We start from the raw sequence: 16,716 nt of genomic DNA on the forward strand, positions 1-16,716 counted from the left end.
GAAAAGGGGTTATTTATGGGTAGAAATTTTATAGTGTAGAAAAATATAAATATTAGTAAAAACATTAATAATAAAATAAAAAAAATTATCCTATTAAAATCAGCACGGATCGTGATGGAAACCGGACACACAACCAACGGCGGGTTCGGAGTAGGCGGATAATTAAAATCAGCACGGATCGTGATGGAAACCAGGATAACCTCATTGAGGGACCCCTTGGGTGTGATGTATTAAAATCAGCACGGATCGTGATGGAAACCTAAATAATTATATTTATTTATTCGAGAGATCTTCTATTAAAATCAGCACGGATCGTGATGGAAACTGATTCTTGTTGTTACTTCACCATACAACTCTTTTAATTAAAATCAGCACGGATCGTGATGGAAACAATCATTTATTTAAAAACATAAAAAATTATATAAAAAATTAAAATCAGCACGGATCGTGATGGAAACTGTTTTAGAAATGCTTCTTTTGCTTCTAACCTGCAATTAAAATCAGCACGGATCGTGATAAAAAAAGGATATTAAAATCATTTTTTAGATGTTGATCAACTCTAAAAGAGAGAACTCAATTAACGTTAGCATATCAATAGGGCAGAGTCATATAGAACTCAGACCTCTTTAAAGGAGGGGAATATTGCGTTATTTGCATTGAAGTTTTTTCTTTAATGGTTAAAATTGGGATGATGTTTTGAAATATTGGAAGATAAAATCTTCTTTCCATTTAACGAAATTATAGATTTTTGTTTTTGAGAATTTCGATTATCACATCGTCTACTGGGCTCATTGCGTTTGCGATTTTTCCTATATTTTTTATACATTCTTCGAAATTTTTTCCAACAATTCCGTTGTTGTATGGAACGTTTGAGAATAGAGAAAGGTAGATAGAGAAAACACCTGAGGCAATTTTTAAAGCACATCCGATTTTTCCACCATCACATACAATTCCTGGAAGATTGGCAGTAAAACTTTTTATACTTTCTTCTATTCTATTTTCTCCAAAGATATAGTATGATAATCCAGAAACTGCTCCAATTCCTCCTCTGTTTACACATCCACACATTGCAGAGATATAAGAGGAGTGGTAAGCTGAATATATGGTAGTTAGTGCTGATAATGTTAGTGCTTTAATTAGTTTCTCTTTGTCGTTTTCTGTTATTTCATCATAGGCGATTATTGGTAGTGTGGCAGTTAGACCCATGTTTCCGCTTCCTGCAATAGCCATGGCTGGTTTATTCATGCCGATCATTCTATTATAAACTGCGGACGTTGTTTTTTTAATCATATGGTTTAAAATATCGTCTTTTAAGTTTAACTTCATAAAGTCCTTTGGGAGTTCAGGAGTTGATAGGTTTTTATTAACCTCTATGGTTTGCTTAATAATATTAACAATATCCTCGGGAATATCTTCTATATACTCAATAAAATCTTTTAATTTTAGGGTTTTGTATGTGTTTTTTAACTCAGATGATATGGATTTGCCAGAATGACTACCTTTTGTTTCAGATTCATAGATTTTATCTGCTTTTATAATTGCTTTACAGTATACGTCTGAGTCGATTACTTCTATTTTTAATCTGTTTTTAATATAATCCTCTAAATTTTCGTCATATTTAATGTCTTTAAAAACCTCTAAGCCATTTTCTTTTTTTCCGAGCAATCCACCAACAACGGCAGGGATTATTCCAAATTTACCTGTATTTGGAACACCAACTGAGAAGGCATTTTTAAATGTTCCTTTATCTAAAATTAGTGTGATTTTCTCTATTGAGTAGGGATCTTTTGGCTTTGCCTTAGCAACTGTATGTCCTATTAAACCGACTTCTGTGCATCCGAGTGCTTTAACTATCTCATTTTTTAAAATCTGGGTTATTAACTCATCTTTCATTCTATCACTCCGAATATTTAAAATTGGGGCACATATTAATTAGTATTTTTTATTTTTTATTATCTTTTTTATATTGGTAGTGTATTTTTAGCATATTTTGCTTATTTTTGTATGATTTTTTATTTTGTTGTTTTATTGAAATGTTATCTCTTTCCCAACTCTTCAACCATTAACAAAGCACAATAATCCCCACAAATAGAGCAAGCTTTTTCTTCTTTTGATGGGATCTCATCCCTCATCTTTTTTGCTTTTTCTTTATCTATTGCCAATTCAAACTGTTTTTTCCAATCATGGTTTTTCCTTGCATATGCCATTTCTATCTCTTTCTTCCAAGCAAGTTTATTACCTTTTGCTACATCCGCAGCTTGTGCAGCTATTTTGGTGGCTATAACTCCTTCTTTTACATCATCAATATTTGGCAGTCGTAAATGTTCGCTTGGAGTTACGTAGCAGAGAAAGTCAGCTCCGTAATAACCAGCTAATGCTCCTCCAATGGCGGAGGTTATATGATCATACCCAGGAGCTATATCCGTAACTATCGGTCCCAAAACATAGAATGGAGCATTTTTACATAAGCTTTTTTGCAATTTTATGTTTGTTTCGATGTAGTTTATTGGAATGTGTCCTGGCCCCTCTACCATACATTGGACTCCTTTTTCTCTACACTTATCTACTAACTCTCCTAAGATGATGAGTTCTTCAATTTGAGCTCTATCTGTGTTGTCTGCCAAGCAACCGGGTCTCATTCCATCTCCTAAACTTATGGTTACATCATGTTCTTTAAGAATGTCTAAAAGATAATCAAAGTTTTTATATAATGGATTTTCTTCTCCGTGATATAATATATAAGCAGTCAAAAACGCTCCTCCTCTACTTACAACTCCCATTATCCTTCCACTTTTTTTTAATCTTTCAACAGAGTGTTTTGTGATTCCACAATGTAGTGTCATAAAATCGACTCCTTCTTTTGCCTGCTTTTCTATAACGTTAAATATTAAGTCCTCATCCATATCCACGACTTTTCCATATTTTTCTCTTGCTAATTTTCCAACTTCGTAAATTGGAACTGTTCCAATTGGTATTTTTACTGCGTTCATTATTGCTTCTCTAATTTTTTTTAAATTACCGCCGGTGCTTAGATCCATGATCGCATCTGCTCCGTATTTCTCTGCGGTTTTGGCTTTTTTTATCTCTAATTCAATATCTACACAATCAGGAGATGTTCCAATATTTGCATTTACTTTTGTTTTTAGATCTTTGCCTATTCCGATAGGTGTTGTATCTCTGTTTTTATTTTTTGGAATAACAACGTATCCCATAGCAATATATCTCCTAAGTTTTTCAGGATCTATTTTTTCTTTTTTTGATATTGTTTTCATTTCTTCTGTAATGATTCCTTTTTTTGCATCGTCCATTTGAGTCATTATCCTCACCACAAACAATTACTCTTGATTTGTATTTTGTTTATATTTTGTTTATACATTTTATTGAGTGTTAGAATAATTCTGATTTTTTTAATTTCGATTTGAATAAATTTAGTAAATATTTAGTTAATATTATTTAGATCGTTCTGATTTGATTTTAATTTTTTTAATTTTTATAGGGTAGATAACTTAAAATTTTGAACGACTTTTTAAATTACTCCACTTACTAATCTTATAAATAATTTGATCGGATTAGTTGTTAGATTATTATCTTCAAATTAACTATTAAGATATTTCTTTTCTCTACCTCATAATTAAAACAAAACTATATAAAAGGTTAAGGTAAATTATCATTATTAATTATGATAGATCTGGGATATTCACTAAATATTCATATCTATGGATTTATGTTTTGTTTGTTAGTTCTGTTAATATAAATTGCTATCATAAATGTTCGAATAATGAACTGTTCTCTGAACTATAAAAGTTTTGAATTAAATTAACCAAACATGTCTAAATATGAATGTAGGTGTTAAATTATGAAGTGTGAAGGAGAGATTGCCATTGGGCCTGTTCATCCAACAATGCTCGAACCGCATAGATTAAGATTGTTTATTGAAGATGAAATAATAAAAGAGGCAGAACTTGTTATCGGCGTTAATTATAGGGGAATTGAATTAATAATGGAAGGTCTTCCCCCTGAGAAGATAAGTATTATTTCTGAGAAGATCTGTGGAATATGTTCTCATATTCATGTGTGGTGTAATGTAACTGTTGCTGAAAGAGGAAGTGAAATAGAAGTGCCAGAGAGGGCAGAGTATATAAGGGCAATAGTTGAGGAATATGAGCGATTACACTCGCATATGTTGCTTTTTGGGCATGCATTTGAGGTTTTAGGATTTGAAACAATGGCATTTAGAGCATTTATGATCAGAGAACCGATTATGCAGATGTTGAAAGAGATCACTGGGGGAAGAGCTCAAAACTCATGTCCTATTATTGGAGGAATAAGACCAAGATGTAATATAAGAGATAGTATGATCCCCTCTTTATTGGAAAGATTAGAGAAATTTGAAGAAAAATTAAAAAAATTATTGGAAAGAACAGTAAATGATCCAATGATCATGTCAAGGATAAAGGATGTTGGTGTTTTGGATAAAAAAACCGCTAAAAAATTGCACGCTCTTGGACCAACTGCTCGGGGTTCTGGAGTGCATAGTGATATGAGAAAGATGGGACAAGTTCCTATCTATGATAATTTTGAATTTGAGGAGATTTTATTTGATGATGGAGATGTTTTTAGTAGATTGGCAGTTAGATTTTACGAATGTCTCGAAAGTGTTAAAATAATTAAACAAGGTCTAAATGATTTAAAAACTTTGGATAACAAAATATACAACCCAAACTATGAAATAAAGGAATTTAAACCAATAGATGTTTATAACGAAGCTCAAAGAGGGCAAGTTTACTACTCCTACGGTGTTGATGAGAATGGAAGAGTTAGACATGTAAAGATAAGAACTCCAACTGCTACGAACTTAGCGTGTATGGAAGCAATCTTACCAGATCATCACATTTCTGACGCTGAATTAATAATAGCAAGTTGTGATCCTTGCTTTACTTGCACGGATAGGATGATAGTTGTTGAAAAGAGGGATTAAATCCAAATATTAGCAATATCTCCTTTTTCACATCTTGTAATAATTGAAGCAACAATATTTCTTGAAAATACTACTGAATTGCTCTTTTTTATGAATGTAAAAACACCCTTAAAACCTTCATCTATCAGCCCAACATCTTTAATATTTAAAATTTTTGCATTGTTTATGGTTGCCATCCTCAAAATATCTTTTGGATCGAGATGATACAGTTTATAAATAAAGTCCATTTCCTTAAATAAAGATGGAGAATTTGCCATAAAGTTATCCGTCCCAATTCCTAAGAGCAAATTCTCACTCATCTTTTTTAAGTTTGGCATTCCAACATTAAAAGATAGATTCGCTCTAACACACACTACCACAGGGATTTTTTTATCATTAAGCAAGATAATATCTTCATCAGTTAAATGTGTGCCGTGAATTACAAAATCTGGTTTCACTCCAAGATTTATTAATCTCTCAACCTCTGTTTCTCCATAATTTTTTAAAGAAAAGTTAACCGCTCCCATATGCTCTGCAACGTGTATCGAAAATAATTTTTTATAGAGGTAGTTATTTTTTGTACTTTTTTCAAATTTTTTAAAGATTTTAAATATCATTTTAAGATCTTCATCCTTAAATTCATTTGCTCCACTCAATCCTAAACCATCAGAACTTTTTATAACCTCTTCCACATCCTTTTTTGTTAAGTTTGCTGGCCTACCCAGAATAATCCCTTTTGGACATCTCTCAATTCCCTCTTTTTTCATTGCTTTTTTCAATATGTTTATTCCTAAAATTCCGTTTTCTCTAAAATCACAAAAATATTTTATCCCGTTTTCTCTCATATCTCTTAATCCAAATCTTATTCCCTCTATTAACGTCTTTTCATCACAACCACTTAAATATTTATGTTTTAAACCGTTAGGTGGTTTAACTAACTCATCCAAACTTTTATTAATACCTATATCCTTTATACTATTGTCAGCAATATGGGTGTGGGCGTTTATAAGTGGTGGAATTACAAATCCTTTAAATTCAAATACATCATCTGAATTATATGCTTCGTTTGTAAATCCTTTAATCATTCCATCTTCAATTATTAGGACACCTTTCCTAAGTTTAAAATCTTCTCCATATAGGAAATTACTTTTTAGTAGCAAACTATCCCTCAAGAGAGGTTTTATTATGTCAGTAAGTAAGGTTAAGTTAGGAATTAAGATTTTACTACTTGTGTTTTTATTGCATTATTTAATCTCGATCTTTAATGTTGGGAGATATGTGGATATAATTGCAGAGTATCAAAACCAGATTATCATTGTGTTTGTTATTATATTGTCAGGTCTTATTTTTATTGATATTGCGTCTGAAATATTTAAAAAGTATGCAAGAAAGAAAGAGGAAAAAGCAGGGGAATATTTAACACTAAATTACATATTTAAATATATGGTCTACGTTGCTATTGCCTTAATGATATTTGGAGTTTTTTATAAAAATGTCTCTTCTCTGGTTGTCTCTGTTGGTTTAATTGGTGCTGCGATAACTTATGCATTGCAAAAGCCAATTTTGAACTTTGCTGGATGGGTAGTAATTTTATATACAAGAACGATAAAAATAGGAGATAGAATTTCTATAAAAAATATAGGGGCAGGAGATGTGTTTGATATAGACACACAGCATCTCTATCTAAGTGAACTAACTGCCGATAATTTTGAACCTACTGGAAAAGTTCTAATAATTCCAAATTCTTATATATTCACAACTGCAATAGAAAACTTAACAAAGGGATCACCATACGTTTGGGATAGTATTGTTCTCCATTTCACCCACGATAGTGATGTAGAAAAAGCCAAACAGATAGTTTTTGAGTCGACTAACGAAGTTGTAGGAAATTTAATGCTTAAATTGTATGAAAAATGGTCTAAAAGGAAGTATCTAATCTCAAGAAAGTTGGCAAATAAACCAGTTATTAGAGTGGGAATAACAAGAACTTCATTTTATATAAAAGTGTATTATTTAGTGAACGTCTATGAAAAGGCAGAAATTAAAACAAAAATACAAGAGAGAATATTGAAAGAAATAAACAAGGAGAGATCTGTTAAACTTTCCTATCCTCACGTAAAGGCCATTGTTGAATATGAAAAAACTTTAAATACTAAGAACTCGTGATAAATATGATAAAGTTATTTAAATACATAGATGAGTTTAAAGACCTGGATTTTTTAAATGCAGTGAAAACATACAAACTACCTATCCTCTCTAAACTTAGAAGTATTTTTGAAGAAGATATTAAATTTAAAAAAGAATATAACGAAGATTTACAGAATTATTCTACAATATATCAAACGGACATAGAAAAATTAGACGAATTAATAGATTTTCTTTTGATTGTTATTCTATCCCACACACCATACTTTAATGCATTCATCAGAAGATACTCCGAAATAAAAAAGAGCGAAATAGCCAAAGATCTTAAAAATTATGAAAGGGTCTGGGAGTTTATAAGAATAGCATCAAGATCTGGAAACAACGATTTGCATCTTGAAAGATTGGATTTAGAAAGGGGGGTAGTAAATATAAAAGATGTTAAAGAAATTTATGCAAGAGAGATGATCCGAGTAGAGTTAAAAGATCTTGGAGATATGGCAAAAAAAGTCCCTTTACCTGATGATTCTATTATAAAAAACATATTAGATGAGATTACAAGTTATCTCAAAGAAAAAATCAAATATAAAGCAGTTGAGAGCATACAAGCCCCGATCTATGAAGGAGAAATTCCTTTTGATTGGCATCCTCCATGTATTAGGGGAATTTTAAATGATATTCTAAGTGGAGGATCCCCATCTCACTATGCAAGAAGGAGTTTTGTGGTTTATTGGTTTTGTGCAAGATTCAATCCAAATTTAAGACCTCTTGATAAAGATGGGAATATAATAAATGTTTCTGCCACAGATATTGCCTCAGAAGAGGAAATAGAGAGATTTATTGATGAATTAATAGAAATGCTTTTTAAGAATGTAGAGGACTTTAACGAAAAAAAGACAAGATACTATATTATGCACAATATTGGCTATAAAGTAGGACATGGACGATTAACTCATTGCGAATACTGTAAAAACTGGAAAAATGACAATGGAAAAGGTCTGAATCACTACTGTAATCCAGACGAGATCTGCAAAAAAAGAGAAATTAAACACCCTTTAGATTATCTCTGCTATAACATAAATCTCCATCTTAAAAACGAAAAAATAAAAGAAAACCTAAAAATAGAGGAGAAAGCCCAGAAAGTAGAAGAGAGGGTTGAAAATGAAAATAGACAATAATAAAACAGTGAAAGAAAAAGAAATTATAAACCGATTTTTAGATGAGGAGGTTCTCTTATCTCCACAGGCATATGAGAAGATAAAAAATATTTCGAAGGAAAATTTAGAAACACTAATTAAAAAAATCAGTGAATTTAAAAAATACAATGATTCATTTATCTTACTTGATGAAAAATTTTTAGATGTGTTTTTAAATTCAAACCTCAATACAATAATAAAAGATTATAAAAATTTTGACTTTATTGAGTATTATACAGGAGAAAAAACGTCTTATGAGGAGAAGCAGGAAGAAAAGATAGAGGATAAAGATAAGAAAAAAGAAGAGAAAAATAAAGAATCTGAATTTTTAACATATCCTTTAGATCATAAAAAAGAGCAGTTTGTAAAGAGATCTGAAGAAGATTTAGAAGAAAAACTAAAAAATTTACTTGAAAAAGAAAAAGACAAATCCAATACTGATATAGAAAACGAAAGAAAAAAACGTTATATTGAAATCTCAAAAATAAGAGAAAGTGTAAATAATAAAATAAATTGGGTTGCAAAAGATATTGAAGAGAGAATAAAAATATACGATGATTCTGATGTTTCAGGGAAATCTACGTGCACAGGAACTATTGAGGACTTTGTAAAATACTTTAAAGACAGATTCGAGCGACTTAAAGTTTTTATAGAAAGAAGAGCTCAAAGAAAGGGTTATCCATTAAAAAACATCAGAAAAATGAGGGGGCAGAAGGATGTCTTTGTAGTTGGGATAGTTAGTGATATAGACACTACAAGAAACGGAAACGTGATAGTGAGAATAGAAGATACAGAAGATGAAATAACCCTTATAATACCAAAAGATAAGATAGACAAGATACTGAAAGATGAACTACTCTTGGATGAAGTTATAGGAGTTAAAGGAATGGTAAGTAAGTCGGGAACATCCATCTACGTGGATGAGATAATAAGACCTGCTCTACCACCAAAAACAATAAAGAAAATAGATGAAGAGATATACATGGCATTTCTTTCTGATATTCACATCGGAAGTAAAGAATTTTTACATAAAGAGTTTGGAAAATTTATTAGATTTTTAAATGGAGATGTCGATAACGAATTAGAAGAAAAAGTTGTAAGTAGATTAAAATATATATGCATAGCGGGAGATTTAGTTGATGGAGTTGGTGTTTATCCAGGGCAGGAGGACGATCTCTACGAAGTTGATATTATAGAGCAGTATCGAGAGATTGCAATGTATTTGGAACAAATTCCAGAGCATATTAGCATTATCATCTCTCCCGGAAACCACGATGCAGTTAGACCAGCAGAACCACAACCAAAACTTCCAGAAAAGATAACGAAATTGTTTAATAGAGATAATATTTACTTTGTAGGAAATCCATCCACCATAAATATACATGGATTTGATACTCTCCTATACCACGGAAGGAGTTTTGACGATTTAGTAGGACAAATAAAAAATGCAAGTTATGAAAATCCAGTAACCATTATGAAAGAACTTGTAAAAAGGAGATTACTCTGCCCTACATACGGAGGAAGATGCCCCATAGCTCCAGAACATAAGGATTATCTTGTTATAGATAGGGATATAGATATTCTACACACTGGACATATCCATATAAACGGTTATGGTCTTTATAGGGGTGTGGTTTTAGTTAACAGTGGAACGTTTCAAGAGCAAACAGATTTTCAGAAGAGAATGGGGATAAATCCAACACCTGCGATAGTTCCAATAATAAACATGTCAAAAGTTGGAGAAAAGGGGCATTATTTAGAATGGGATAGGGGTATTTTGGAAGTTAGATATTAAGTTTTTATTTTTTTTATTTTTTTAAAAATTTTTAAATAGAGATATAATGTTTAAATACTTTTAATTAAGGTTTTTAAAACTTTTATATCGGAAGTGAAAATATGTAATATGTGCCATACTGAAAATATTATACTAACTTAAAATTAAATATTTAAAATTGGGTATTATAAATATCTCATACTAACGTATTAAAATGTTCTAATGCAAATACTTTCTTTTATGAAAACTGGGAGGGAAATTATGAGAAAAATTTTAGCTATACTACTGGCAATTTTCATACTAAACTCAGTAAGTGCCGTAATAATAAAAGCTCCTGCCGTTTCTTTAACAGACATGGGTTATGTAGGTGTTCCAATAAACATACAAATAAATGTGAGTAAAGGAACAGGACACGTTTTTATGGATACCCTTCCCTTAACTGAACTGGATATGCAAGGATCTGCAAGAATCGCTGCAAAAGTTGCAGGAGAAATAACAGGAAAAGATATGAACAAATATAATGTATATATAACGGTTAGAAGCGATGTACCGGTTGTTGGCGGGCCATCTGCAGGAGGAACTATGACAATAGGAATAATATGCGATCTAATGAATTGGAGCTTAAACAAACATGTTATGATGACAGGAATGATAAATCCTGACGGTAGTATAGGGCCCGTTGGAGGAATTCTTGAAAAAATCGAGGCAGCTAAAAAAGCAAACTGCACGATTATGTTGATTCCAAAAGGGCAGAGATATATTAATGTGGATGGAAATAAAGTTGATGCAGTTGCTTTTGGTAAAAAACTTGGAGTTAAAGTTATAGAAGTTGGAAGTATCTACGATGCGATTCCCTACTTTACAGGAAAGAAAATAGTTATGAAGCAATATCCTGAGAATCCTGCGATAGAAGAGAAATACAAAGAGATAATGAAGCATTTATGTGATAAGATATTAAAAATAGCCAATGAAAAATATAACTATCTCTCAAATGCACTAAATACTCCATATATCGGTTATGAATATCAAAAAATGCTACTAAGTGAACTATCTTCTTCAAAAGCACTTTTAGATAAAGCAAACGATGAATACTTAAAAAATGATTACTACTCTGCAACATGCTCAGCATTTAATGCCCTAATTAAACTTGAAACCATAGAACATACCCTAAACTATTTGACAGGAGATGAAGATGTTAAAACATTTTTAAATAGGGTTCAATTAGACATCAATCATGATAAAGAAATTGTCTACTCAAAGAACGTAACTACCTCCAATTTTGAAGAAGTGTTGGCAGGAAGAATAAGAATTGCAGAAGCAGAAAAACTATTAGACAATGCATGGAAATCTTACTATCTTGGAAACTATGAAAATGCAATAAAATACGGAAGTTTTGCTAAGTTAAGAGGGGAGAGTGCAGTTTGGTGGGTTTCTTTAAAAGAGAATAATACTGGAAAAGAGATAAACAACTCCACACTAAAACCACTTGCTCAGCAGTATTTAGATAATGCAGAAACAATATCTACATATGTAGAAACAGTATTTCCGAACTTGCCAACAGATGAACTTGAAAATGATTTAGAAGCAGCTAAAAAAGCATACAAAGAGGGGGATTATTTACTAACAATTGCTGAAAGTATAGACACATGTGTAAAGGCCGAAATTCCATTAGTGATGTTTGGAGATATTGATTATTCCAAAAAATATGCAAGAAATAAAATAAACTTGGCTGAAAGTTTGGGAATAACTCCAATATCAGCTCTCGGATATTATGAATATGCAAATACATTAAATGACACAATATCAAAAGTTATGTATTATAAATACAGTTCATACTATGCACAAATGGACATAGACGTTATGAGATGTTTAAATAAAACAAATTGTAGCGGAATTAGCGAAATTGCAGTAGAAAATAGTGGTAGTGAAGAACAAACAACAGTAAGTTGTGAAGGAAATTCGAATGGAAATTTCACAACCACAGTTCTTTCAGCAGTAATCGGAGGAATCGTTGGATTTGCTGGAGGTTATTTCAGCAGAAAAGTTAAAAGTTAACATATAAATTAAAAAGGTTTAAATATTTTAAACTCCTCTTTTTATTATTTATATTTAATTATTATTTAATTACATTTATGATTTTCAAGTCAATTTTACATCGCTAATACTACATTTATTGGAATTTAATACCTAATCTTCTTTAATGTTCCTATTGTTAGACATTTATTTATTAAGAAAACCATTAAAAACAGAATTCATAAAAATAAAAACATCCGAGGGATAGATATGGGAGTGCAATTTGGAGATTTTATTCCAAAAAGACAAATATCCTTAGACGATTTAAAAGGAAAAAAAGTGGCTATTGATGGAATGAATGCTCTTTATCAATTTTTAACCTCAATTCGATTAAAAGATGGATCTCCACTAAAAAATAAAAAAGGAGAAATTACATCCGCCTACAACGGAATCTTCTATAAAACAATACATTTATTAGAAAATGATATAACTCCAATATGGGTTTTTGATGGAGAACCACCGAAATTAAAAGAAAAAACCAGAAAAATGAGAAGACATATGAAAGAACAAGCAGAAGAAAAAATGAAAGAAGCAATGAAAAAAGAAAATTTGGATGAAGTGGCTAAATTTGCAAAGAGGGCAAGTTATCTAACCCCAAAAATTGTGGATAATTGCAAATACTTACTTGGATTAATGGGTATTCCATACGTAAATGCTCCATCAGAAGGAGAAGCACAAGCCAGTTATATGGCAAAAAAAGGAGACGTATGGGCAGTAGTAAGTCAAGATTATGATTCTTTGTTATATGGGGCTCCAAGAGTCGTTAGAAACTTAACAACAACTAAGGAAATGCCCGAATTGATAAACTTAGATGATGTATTGGAAGAGTTAAGAATATCCTTGGATGATCTTATTGATATAGCGATATTGATGGGAACCGACTACAACCCCGGAGGAGTTAAAGGAATAGGATTTAAAAGAGCTTATGAACTTGTTAAAAGCGGAGTTGCTAAGGATGTTTTAAAAAAGGAGGTGGAAAACTACGAAGAAATAAGAAAAATATTTAAAGAACCAAAAATCACTGATGAATACTCTGTAAATTTGAGATTACCAAATAAGGAAGGGATAATTAAATTTTTAGTAGATGAAAATGATTTTAACTATGAAAGGGTAAAAAAGCACGTTGATAGATTATATACTTTAATCGCAAATAAAACAAAGCAAAAAACATTAGATGCATGGTTTAAATAACTTCTTTATTTATAAATAAATCATCAATCTTTTTAATATTCTGCTTTTCTTTTTTTATCAATTTTATAATAAGATCTAAACTAATTGGCATGTAGTTAACAACTTCCACGGATACGTTTATTCTTTTCTCTTTCCAATTAAAAAAAGGATACTTATCCAAAAAATTTCCATGATGATGTCCATGAATAACCCATCCCTCAAAGTTTAAAGCATTACAGCTATCAGGATTGTGGATTAACATGAATCTAATATCTTTATGAGATATTATTTTAAATTTATCTCCTATTTTATCATGATTTCCCCTTATGAATATAATTTCTCCATTCAATTGCTCGCAATACTCTCTAACTCTTTCTTTTTTATTTTTACTAAGAACAAAATCCCCCAAAAAATAAACTAAGTCCTTATCTCTAACAACCTTATTCCAATTTTTGATTATTGTTTCATTCATCTCCTCAACACTGGAAAACGGCCTATTACAGTATTTTATTATATTTACATGATCAAAATGAGTATCTGAGATAAAATAGATCTTTCTCATACTCTCACAAAAAGTGTTGTTTATCATGGCTGTTTTTATAAGTTTATAGATTATTTATATATGCCATATAAATATAAATTTGATCCGATACATATTAAGGTATAATAACAATATATTAACACATTGCAATATTATGGGGCTAAGGATTATGTAATATATTCATTTATAACTATTTATAGTAAAAGAATCAATACAGATCAAAGATTGAATAATTGGTGATCATTTTGGAAAAAATAACCATATTCAATGGAATTAATAAATGTGATATTTATCTCATCGGAACGGCCCACGTCTCAAAAAAGAGTATTGAAGAAGTAGAAGAGGCGGTCTCAACTTTACATCCCGAAGGGATCGCAGTAGAACTTGATAATAAAAGATTTCTCTCCCTTTTATCTAATGAGGAGAAGAATATAGATCTAAAAAAAGTTCTAAAAGAAGGTAATTTCATAAGATTTTTTATATATTTGATTTTAGCAAATTCTCAGAAAAAAATAGGGGAGGGTCTTGGAATAAAACCAGGTAGCGAGATGAAAAAAGCTATTGAAATTGCAGGAGAGTATGGTTTACCAATATTTTTGATTGATAGAGACATTGATATAACATTATCGAGATTAATTTCCAGAATGTCTTTTAAAGAGAAGATAAAAATTCTTTGGGATCTTTTAAATGCCAGCGAAGATGATCTTGAAGTAGATAGCGATCTCTTAAAGGAGATGGTAGAAAATCCAGAAAAATTTATAAAATTATTAAAGGAGATCTCACCAACTATCTATGAAGTTTTAGTAGATGAAAGAGATAGATTTATGGCTAAAAAATTGTTTGAATTAAGCAAGGGGAAAAATTCACTGCTTGCAGTTGTAGGAGCAGGACACGTTAATGGAATAAAACAATATTTAAAGAAATTAGAAGAAGGGGAGGATATAGATTTAATAGAACTTATAAGGGTTCCAAGAAAAAAATTTTCGGTAATGAAACTCTCAACCTATGTTGTTTCAATAATTATAATAGGAATTTTTATCTATGCAGTTTATTATGCAATTAACAATCCCGATCTTTTAAAGATGATAACATTCCAGTGGATTCTATTTACAGGGGGTTTATCAGCCCTCGGGGTCTTGTTGGCAAGAGGGAAAATAATAACTGCAATTGTTGCATTTCTATCAGCACCGATAACCACACTTGTTCCCCTACCTCTTGCAGCCGTTGGAACAATTGCTGGTTTAGTTGAATTAAAATATAGAGAAATAACAGATAAGGACTTAATTGGAATAATAAACGCTGATTCAATAAAGGAATTAATAAACAATAACTTATTTAGAGTATTGCTTGTAGCAACTCTGTCAAATATTGGAGCATCGATAGGGGTGTTTTATTGCTTGGGAAAATTTATTGGATTTTTAGGATAACGTATAGAATCAATCAAAATAGAGAAATTAAAAAGATAATAATAAGATTAATAACAAAAATAAAAAACATATCTGAAAAAATAAAAAAGAAATCCTATTAATTTATTAATTTTATTCTTTCTCCAATCCACACATTTTCCTTAAATCCTTTCCGACCTTTTCTATTAAATGTTCTTTTTCTAATCTTCTTAAAGCATTTAAGTGAGGGAAGCCCGCTTCTCTCTCTAAACTCCATTCTTTTGCAAATCTTCCGTCTTGTATTTCTTTTAAAATCTCTTTCATCGCTTTTCTTGATTCTTCATTTATAACTCTTTCTCTTCTTGTTAAACCGCCATATTCAGCAGTATTTGAAACATTTTCCCACATTCCTTGCAGACCTTTCTGATAGATCAGATCAACTATCAACTTCAACTCGTGGCATGTTTCAAAGTAAGCCATCTCTGGAGCGTAGCCCGCTTCAACCAATGTTTCAAACGCTGCCTTAATTAACTCAGTAACTCCTCCACATAAAACAACCTGCTCTCCAAATAAGTCCGTTTCTGTCTCTTCCTTAAATGTTGTTTGTATTACTCCAACTCTTGTTAATCCAATACCCTTGGCCATTCCTAATGCAATTTGCAAAGCATCTCCTGTATAGTCCCTCTCAACAGCTACTAAACCAGGAACTCCAAAGCCCTCTTCATATGTTTTCCTAACCATTGCTCCTGGGCTTTTTGGAGCTACCATTGTTATATTAACATTTTCTGGTGGTTTTATAAACCCATAGTGGATGTTGTATCCATGAGAGAAGCTTATTGTTTTTCCTTCTGTTAGGTAGGGTTCAATCTGCTTTTTGTAAACTGCTGGTTGAACCTCATCTGGAATTAGAATGTGGATAATATCTGCCTTTTCTGCTGCTTCTTCTATACTCATTACTTCATGTCCATCCTTTTTGGCTTTTTCCCATGAAGATCCATTTGGTCTTAATCCAACTACAACATTCAACCCACTGTCCTTCATATTAAGTGCCTGAGCTCTTCCCTGACTTCCGTATCCGATAACTGCTATTATTTTGTCTTTAACTGCATTGAAGTCAACATCTTTATCATAGAATATCTTAACCATTTTTTCACCAACAGAACTTTTTTAATTTTAATTTTAGAGATTAATTATTTAAGCGTTTTGTATTTTATATATTTGGGGTTTCATGTATAACTTGTGTTTTATGGTTTTCTCTTTTAATAATAAAAGTTTAGGGTATATAAAAATGTGTTGAAATAGATCAAAGATTTAAAAAATTGAAAATTCATGAAATTAAAATTATAAGATAAAAATCGTTCCAAATTTGACGATTACCGAAAGCATAAATAATAAATAGTTTTAAAATAATCAAAAAATAAATAATAATGTAGTTAATCTAATAACACAACAATATAACGCTCTATAATTAAAAGACA

12 protein-coding genes and 1 CRISPR repeat array are annotated in these 16,716 nt (G+C 31.1%); of the genes, 7 read left to right on the forward strand and 5 right to left on the reverse strand.

What is annotated here, in order from left to right:
- Positions 1-92 precede the first annotated feature (92 nt).
- Positions 93-523: direct repeats of the CRISPR family, unit length 30 nt; unit sequence ATTAAAATCAGCACGGATCGTGATGGAAAC.
- Between the two features lie 215 nt (positions 524-738).
- Together METVU_RS03115 and thiC are read right to left on the reverse strand one after the other, a co-directional pair.
- Positions 739-1,893: an L-serine ammonia-lyase, iron-sulfur-dependent, subunit alpha gene (locus tag METVU_RS03115; RefSeq protein ID WP_015732718.1), complete on the reverse strand. Its 1,155-nt coding sequence runs from the start codon at positions 1,891-1,893 to the stop codon at positions 739-741.
- Between the two features lie 143 nt (positions 1,894-2,036).
- Positions 2,037-3,317: a phosphomethylpyrimidine synthase gene (gene thiC, locus METVU_RS03120; RefSeq protein WP_015732719.1), complete on the reverse strand. Its 1,281-nt coding sequence runs from the start codon at positions 3,315-3,317 to the stop codon at positions 2,037-2,039.
- 539 nt (positions 3,318-3,856) lie between these two features.
- Between thiC and METVU_RS03125 the strand changes: the two genes are divergently transcribed.
- Entirely contained in the window at positions 3,857-4,978 is a 1,122-nt protein-coding gene (locus tag METVU_RS03125) for a hydrogenase large subunit (protein ID WP_015732720.1), read from the forward strand.
- Here METVU_RS03125 and METVU_RS03130 read toward each other — a convergent pair.
- Complete coding sequence (locus METVU_RS03130) at positions 4,975-6,117, reverse strand: amidohydrolase family protein (protein ID WP_015732721.1); 1,143 nt, start codon at positions 6,115-6,117, stop codon at positions 4,975-4,977. The two genes, METVU_RS03125 and METVU_RS03130, sit on opposite strands and share 4 nt — an antisense overlap.
- A 25-nt stretch (positions 6,118-6,142) precedes the next feature.
- Between METVU_RS03130 and METVU_RS03135 the strand changes: the two genes are divergently transcribed.
- The 5 genes from METVU_RS03135 (at position 6,143) to fen (ending at position 13,333) form a co-directional block, all read left to right on the forward strand.
- On the forward strand, positions 6,143-7,123 hold the full coding sequence (locus tag METVU_RS03135; protein WP_015732722.1) for a mechanosensitive ion channel family protein: 981 nt from the start codon (positions 6,143-6,145) through the stop codon (positions 7,121-7,123).
- 5 nt (positions 7,124-7,128) lie between these two features.
- Positions 7,129-8,277 (forward strand): hypothetical protein, encoded by a 1,149-nt coding sequence (locus METVU_RS03140; protein ID WP_015732723.1) that lies wholly within the window; start codon positions 7,129-7,131, stop codon positions 8,275-8,277.
- Positions 8,261-10,090: a DNA-directed DNA polymerase II small subunit gene (locus METVU_RS03145; RefSeq protein ID WP_015732724.1), complete on the forward strand. Its 1,830-nt coding sequence runs from the start codon at positions 8,261-8,263 to the stop codon at positions 10,088-10,090. Before METVU_RS03140 ends, METVU_RS03145 begins: the two co-directional genes overlap by 17 nt.
- A 240-nt stretch (positions 10,091-10,330) precedes the next feature.
- A complete protein-coding gene (locus METVU_RS03150) occupies positions 10,331-12,124 on the forward strand; it encodes a S16 family serine protease (RefSeq protein ID WP_015732725.1) in 1,794 nt (597 codons plus the stop codon).
- Between the two features lie 228 nt (positions 12,125-12,352).
- On the forward strand, positions 12,353-13,333 hold the full coding sequence (fen, locus tag METVU_RS03155; RefSeq protein ID WP_015732726.1) for a flap endonuclease-1: 981 nt from the start codon (positions 12,353-12,355) through the stop codon (positions 13,331-13,333).
- Here the strand turns inward: fen and METVU_RS03160 are convergent.
- Complete coding sequence (locus METVU_RS03160; RefSeq protein ID WP_048196759.1) at positions 13,326-13,874, reverse strand: metallophosphoesterase; 549 nt, start codon at positions 13,872-13,874, stop codon at positions 13,326-13,328. The genes fen and METVU_RS03160 overlap by 8 nt on opposite strands.
- A gap of 215 nt (positions 13,875-14,089) precedes the next feature.
- On the opposite strand from METVU_RS03160, the gene METVU_RS03165 reads away from it, so the two are divergent.
- Entirely contained in the window at positions 14,090-15,280 is a 1,191-nt protein-coding gene (locus METVU_RS03165; RefSeq protein ID WP_015732728.1) for a TraB family protein, read from the forward strand.
- Between the two features lie 111 nt (positions 15,281-15,391).
- On the opposite strand, the gene ilvC is transcribed toward METVU_RS03165, so the two are convergent.
- Complete coding sequence (gene ilvC, locus METVU_RS03170; protein ID WP_015732729.1) at positions 15,392-16,384, reverse strand: ketol-acid reductoisomerase; 993 nt, start codon at positions 16,382-16,384, stop codon at positions 15,392-15,394.
- Positions 16,385-16,716: the final 332 nt, after the last annotated feature.

Origin of the sequence: Methanocaldococcus vulcanius M7 (assembly GCF_000024625.1) — an archaeon.
GTDB classification, from domain to species: Archaea; AGJL01; Methanococci; order Methanococcales; family Methanocaldococcaceae; genus Methanocaldococcus; species Methanocaldococcus vulcanius.

Coding starts and splice junctions, on each gene's coding strand:
- METVU_RS03140 (WP_015732723.1), top strand. CDS start 7,129: ATGATAAAGTTATTTAAATACATAGATGAGTTTAAAGACCTGGATTTT.
- METVU_RS03160 (WP_048196759.1), bottom strand. CDS start 13,874: ATGAGAAAGATCTATTTTATCTCAGATACTCATTTTGATCATGTAAAT.
- METVU_RS03135 (WP_015732722.1), top strand. CDS start 6,143: ATGTCAGTAAGTAAGGTTAAGTTAGGAATTAAGATTTTACTACTTGTG.
- METVU_RS03145 (WP_015732724.1), top strand. CDS start 8,261: ATGAAAATAGACAATAATAAAACAGTGAAAGAAAAAGAAATTATAAAC.
- METVU_RS03150 (WP_015732725.1), top strand. CDS start 10,331: ATGAGAAAAATTTTAGCTATACTACTGGCAATTTTCATACTAAACTCA.
- METVU_RS03115 (WP_015732718.1), bottom strand. CDS start 1,893: ATGAAAGATGAGTTAATAACCCAGATTTTAAAAAATGAGATAGTTAAA.
- ilvC (WP_015732729.1), bottom strand. CDS start 16,384: ATGGTTAAGATATTCTATGATAAAGATGTTGACTTCAATGCAGTTAAA.
- thiC (WP_015732719.1), bottom strand. CDS start 3,317: ATGACTCAAATGGACGATGCAAAAAAAGGAATCATTACAGAAGAAATG.
- METVU_RS03125 (WP_015732720.1), top strand. CDS start 3,857: ATGAAGTGTGAAGGAGAGATTGCCATTGGGCCTGTTCATCCAACAATG.
- fen (WP_015732726.1), top strand. CDS start 12,353: ATGGGAGTGCAATTTGGAGATTTTATTCCAAAAAGACAAATATCCTTA.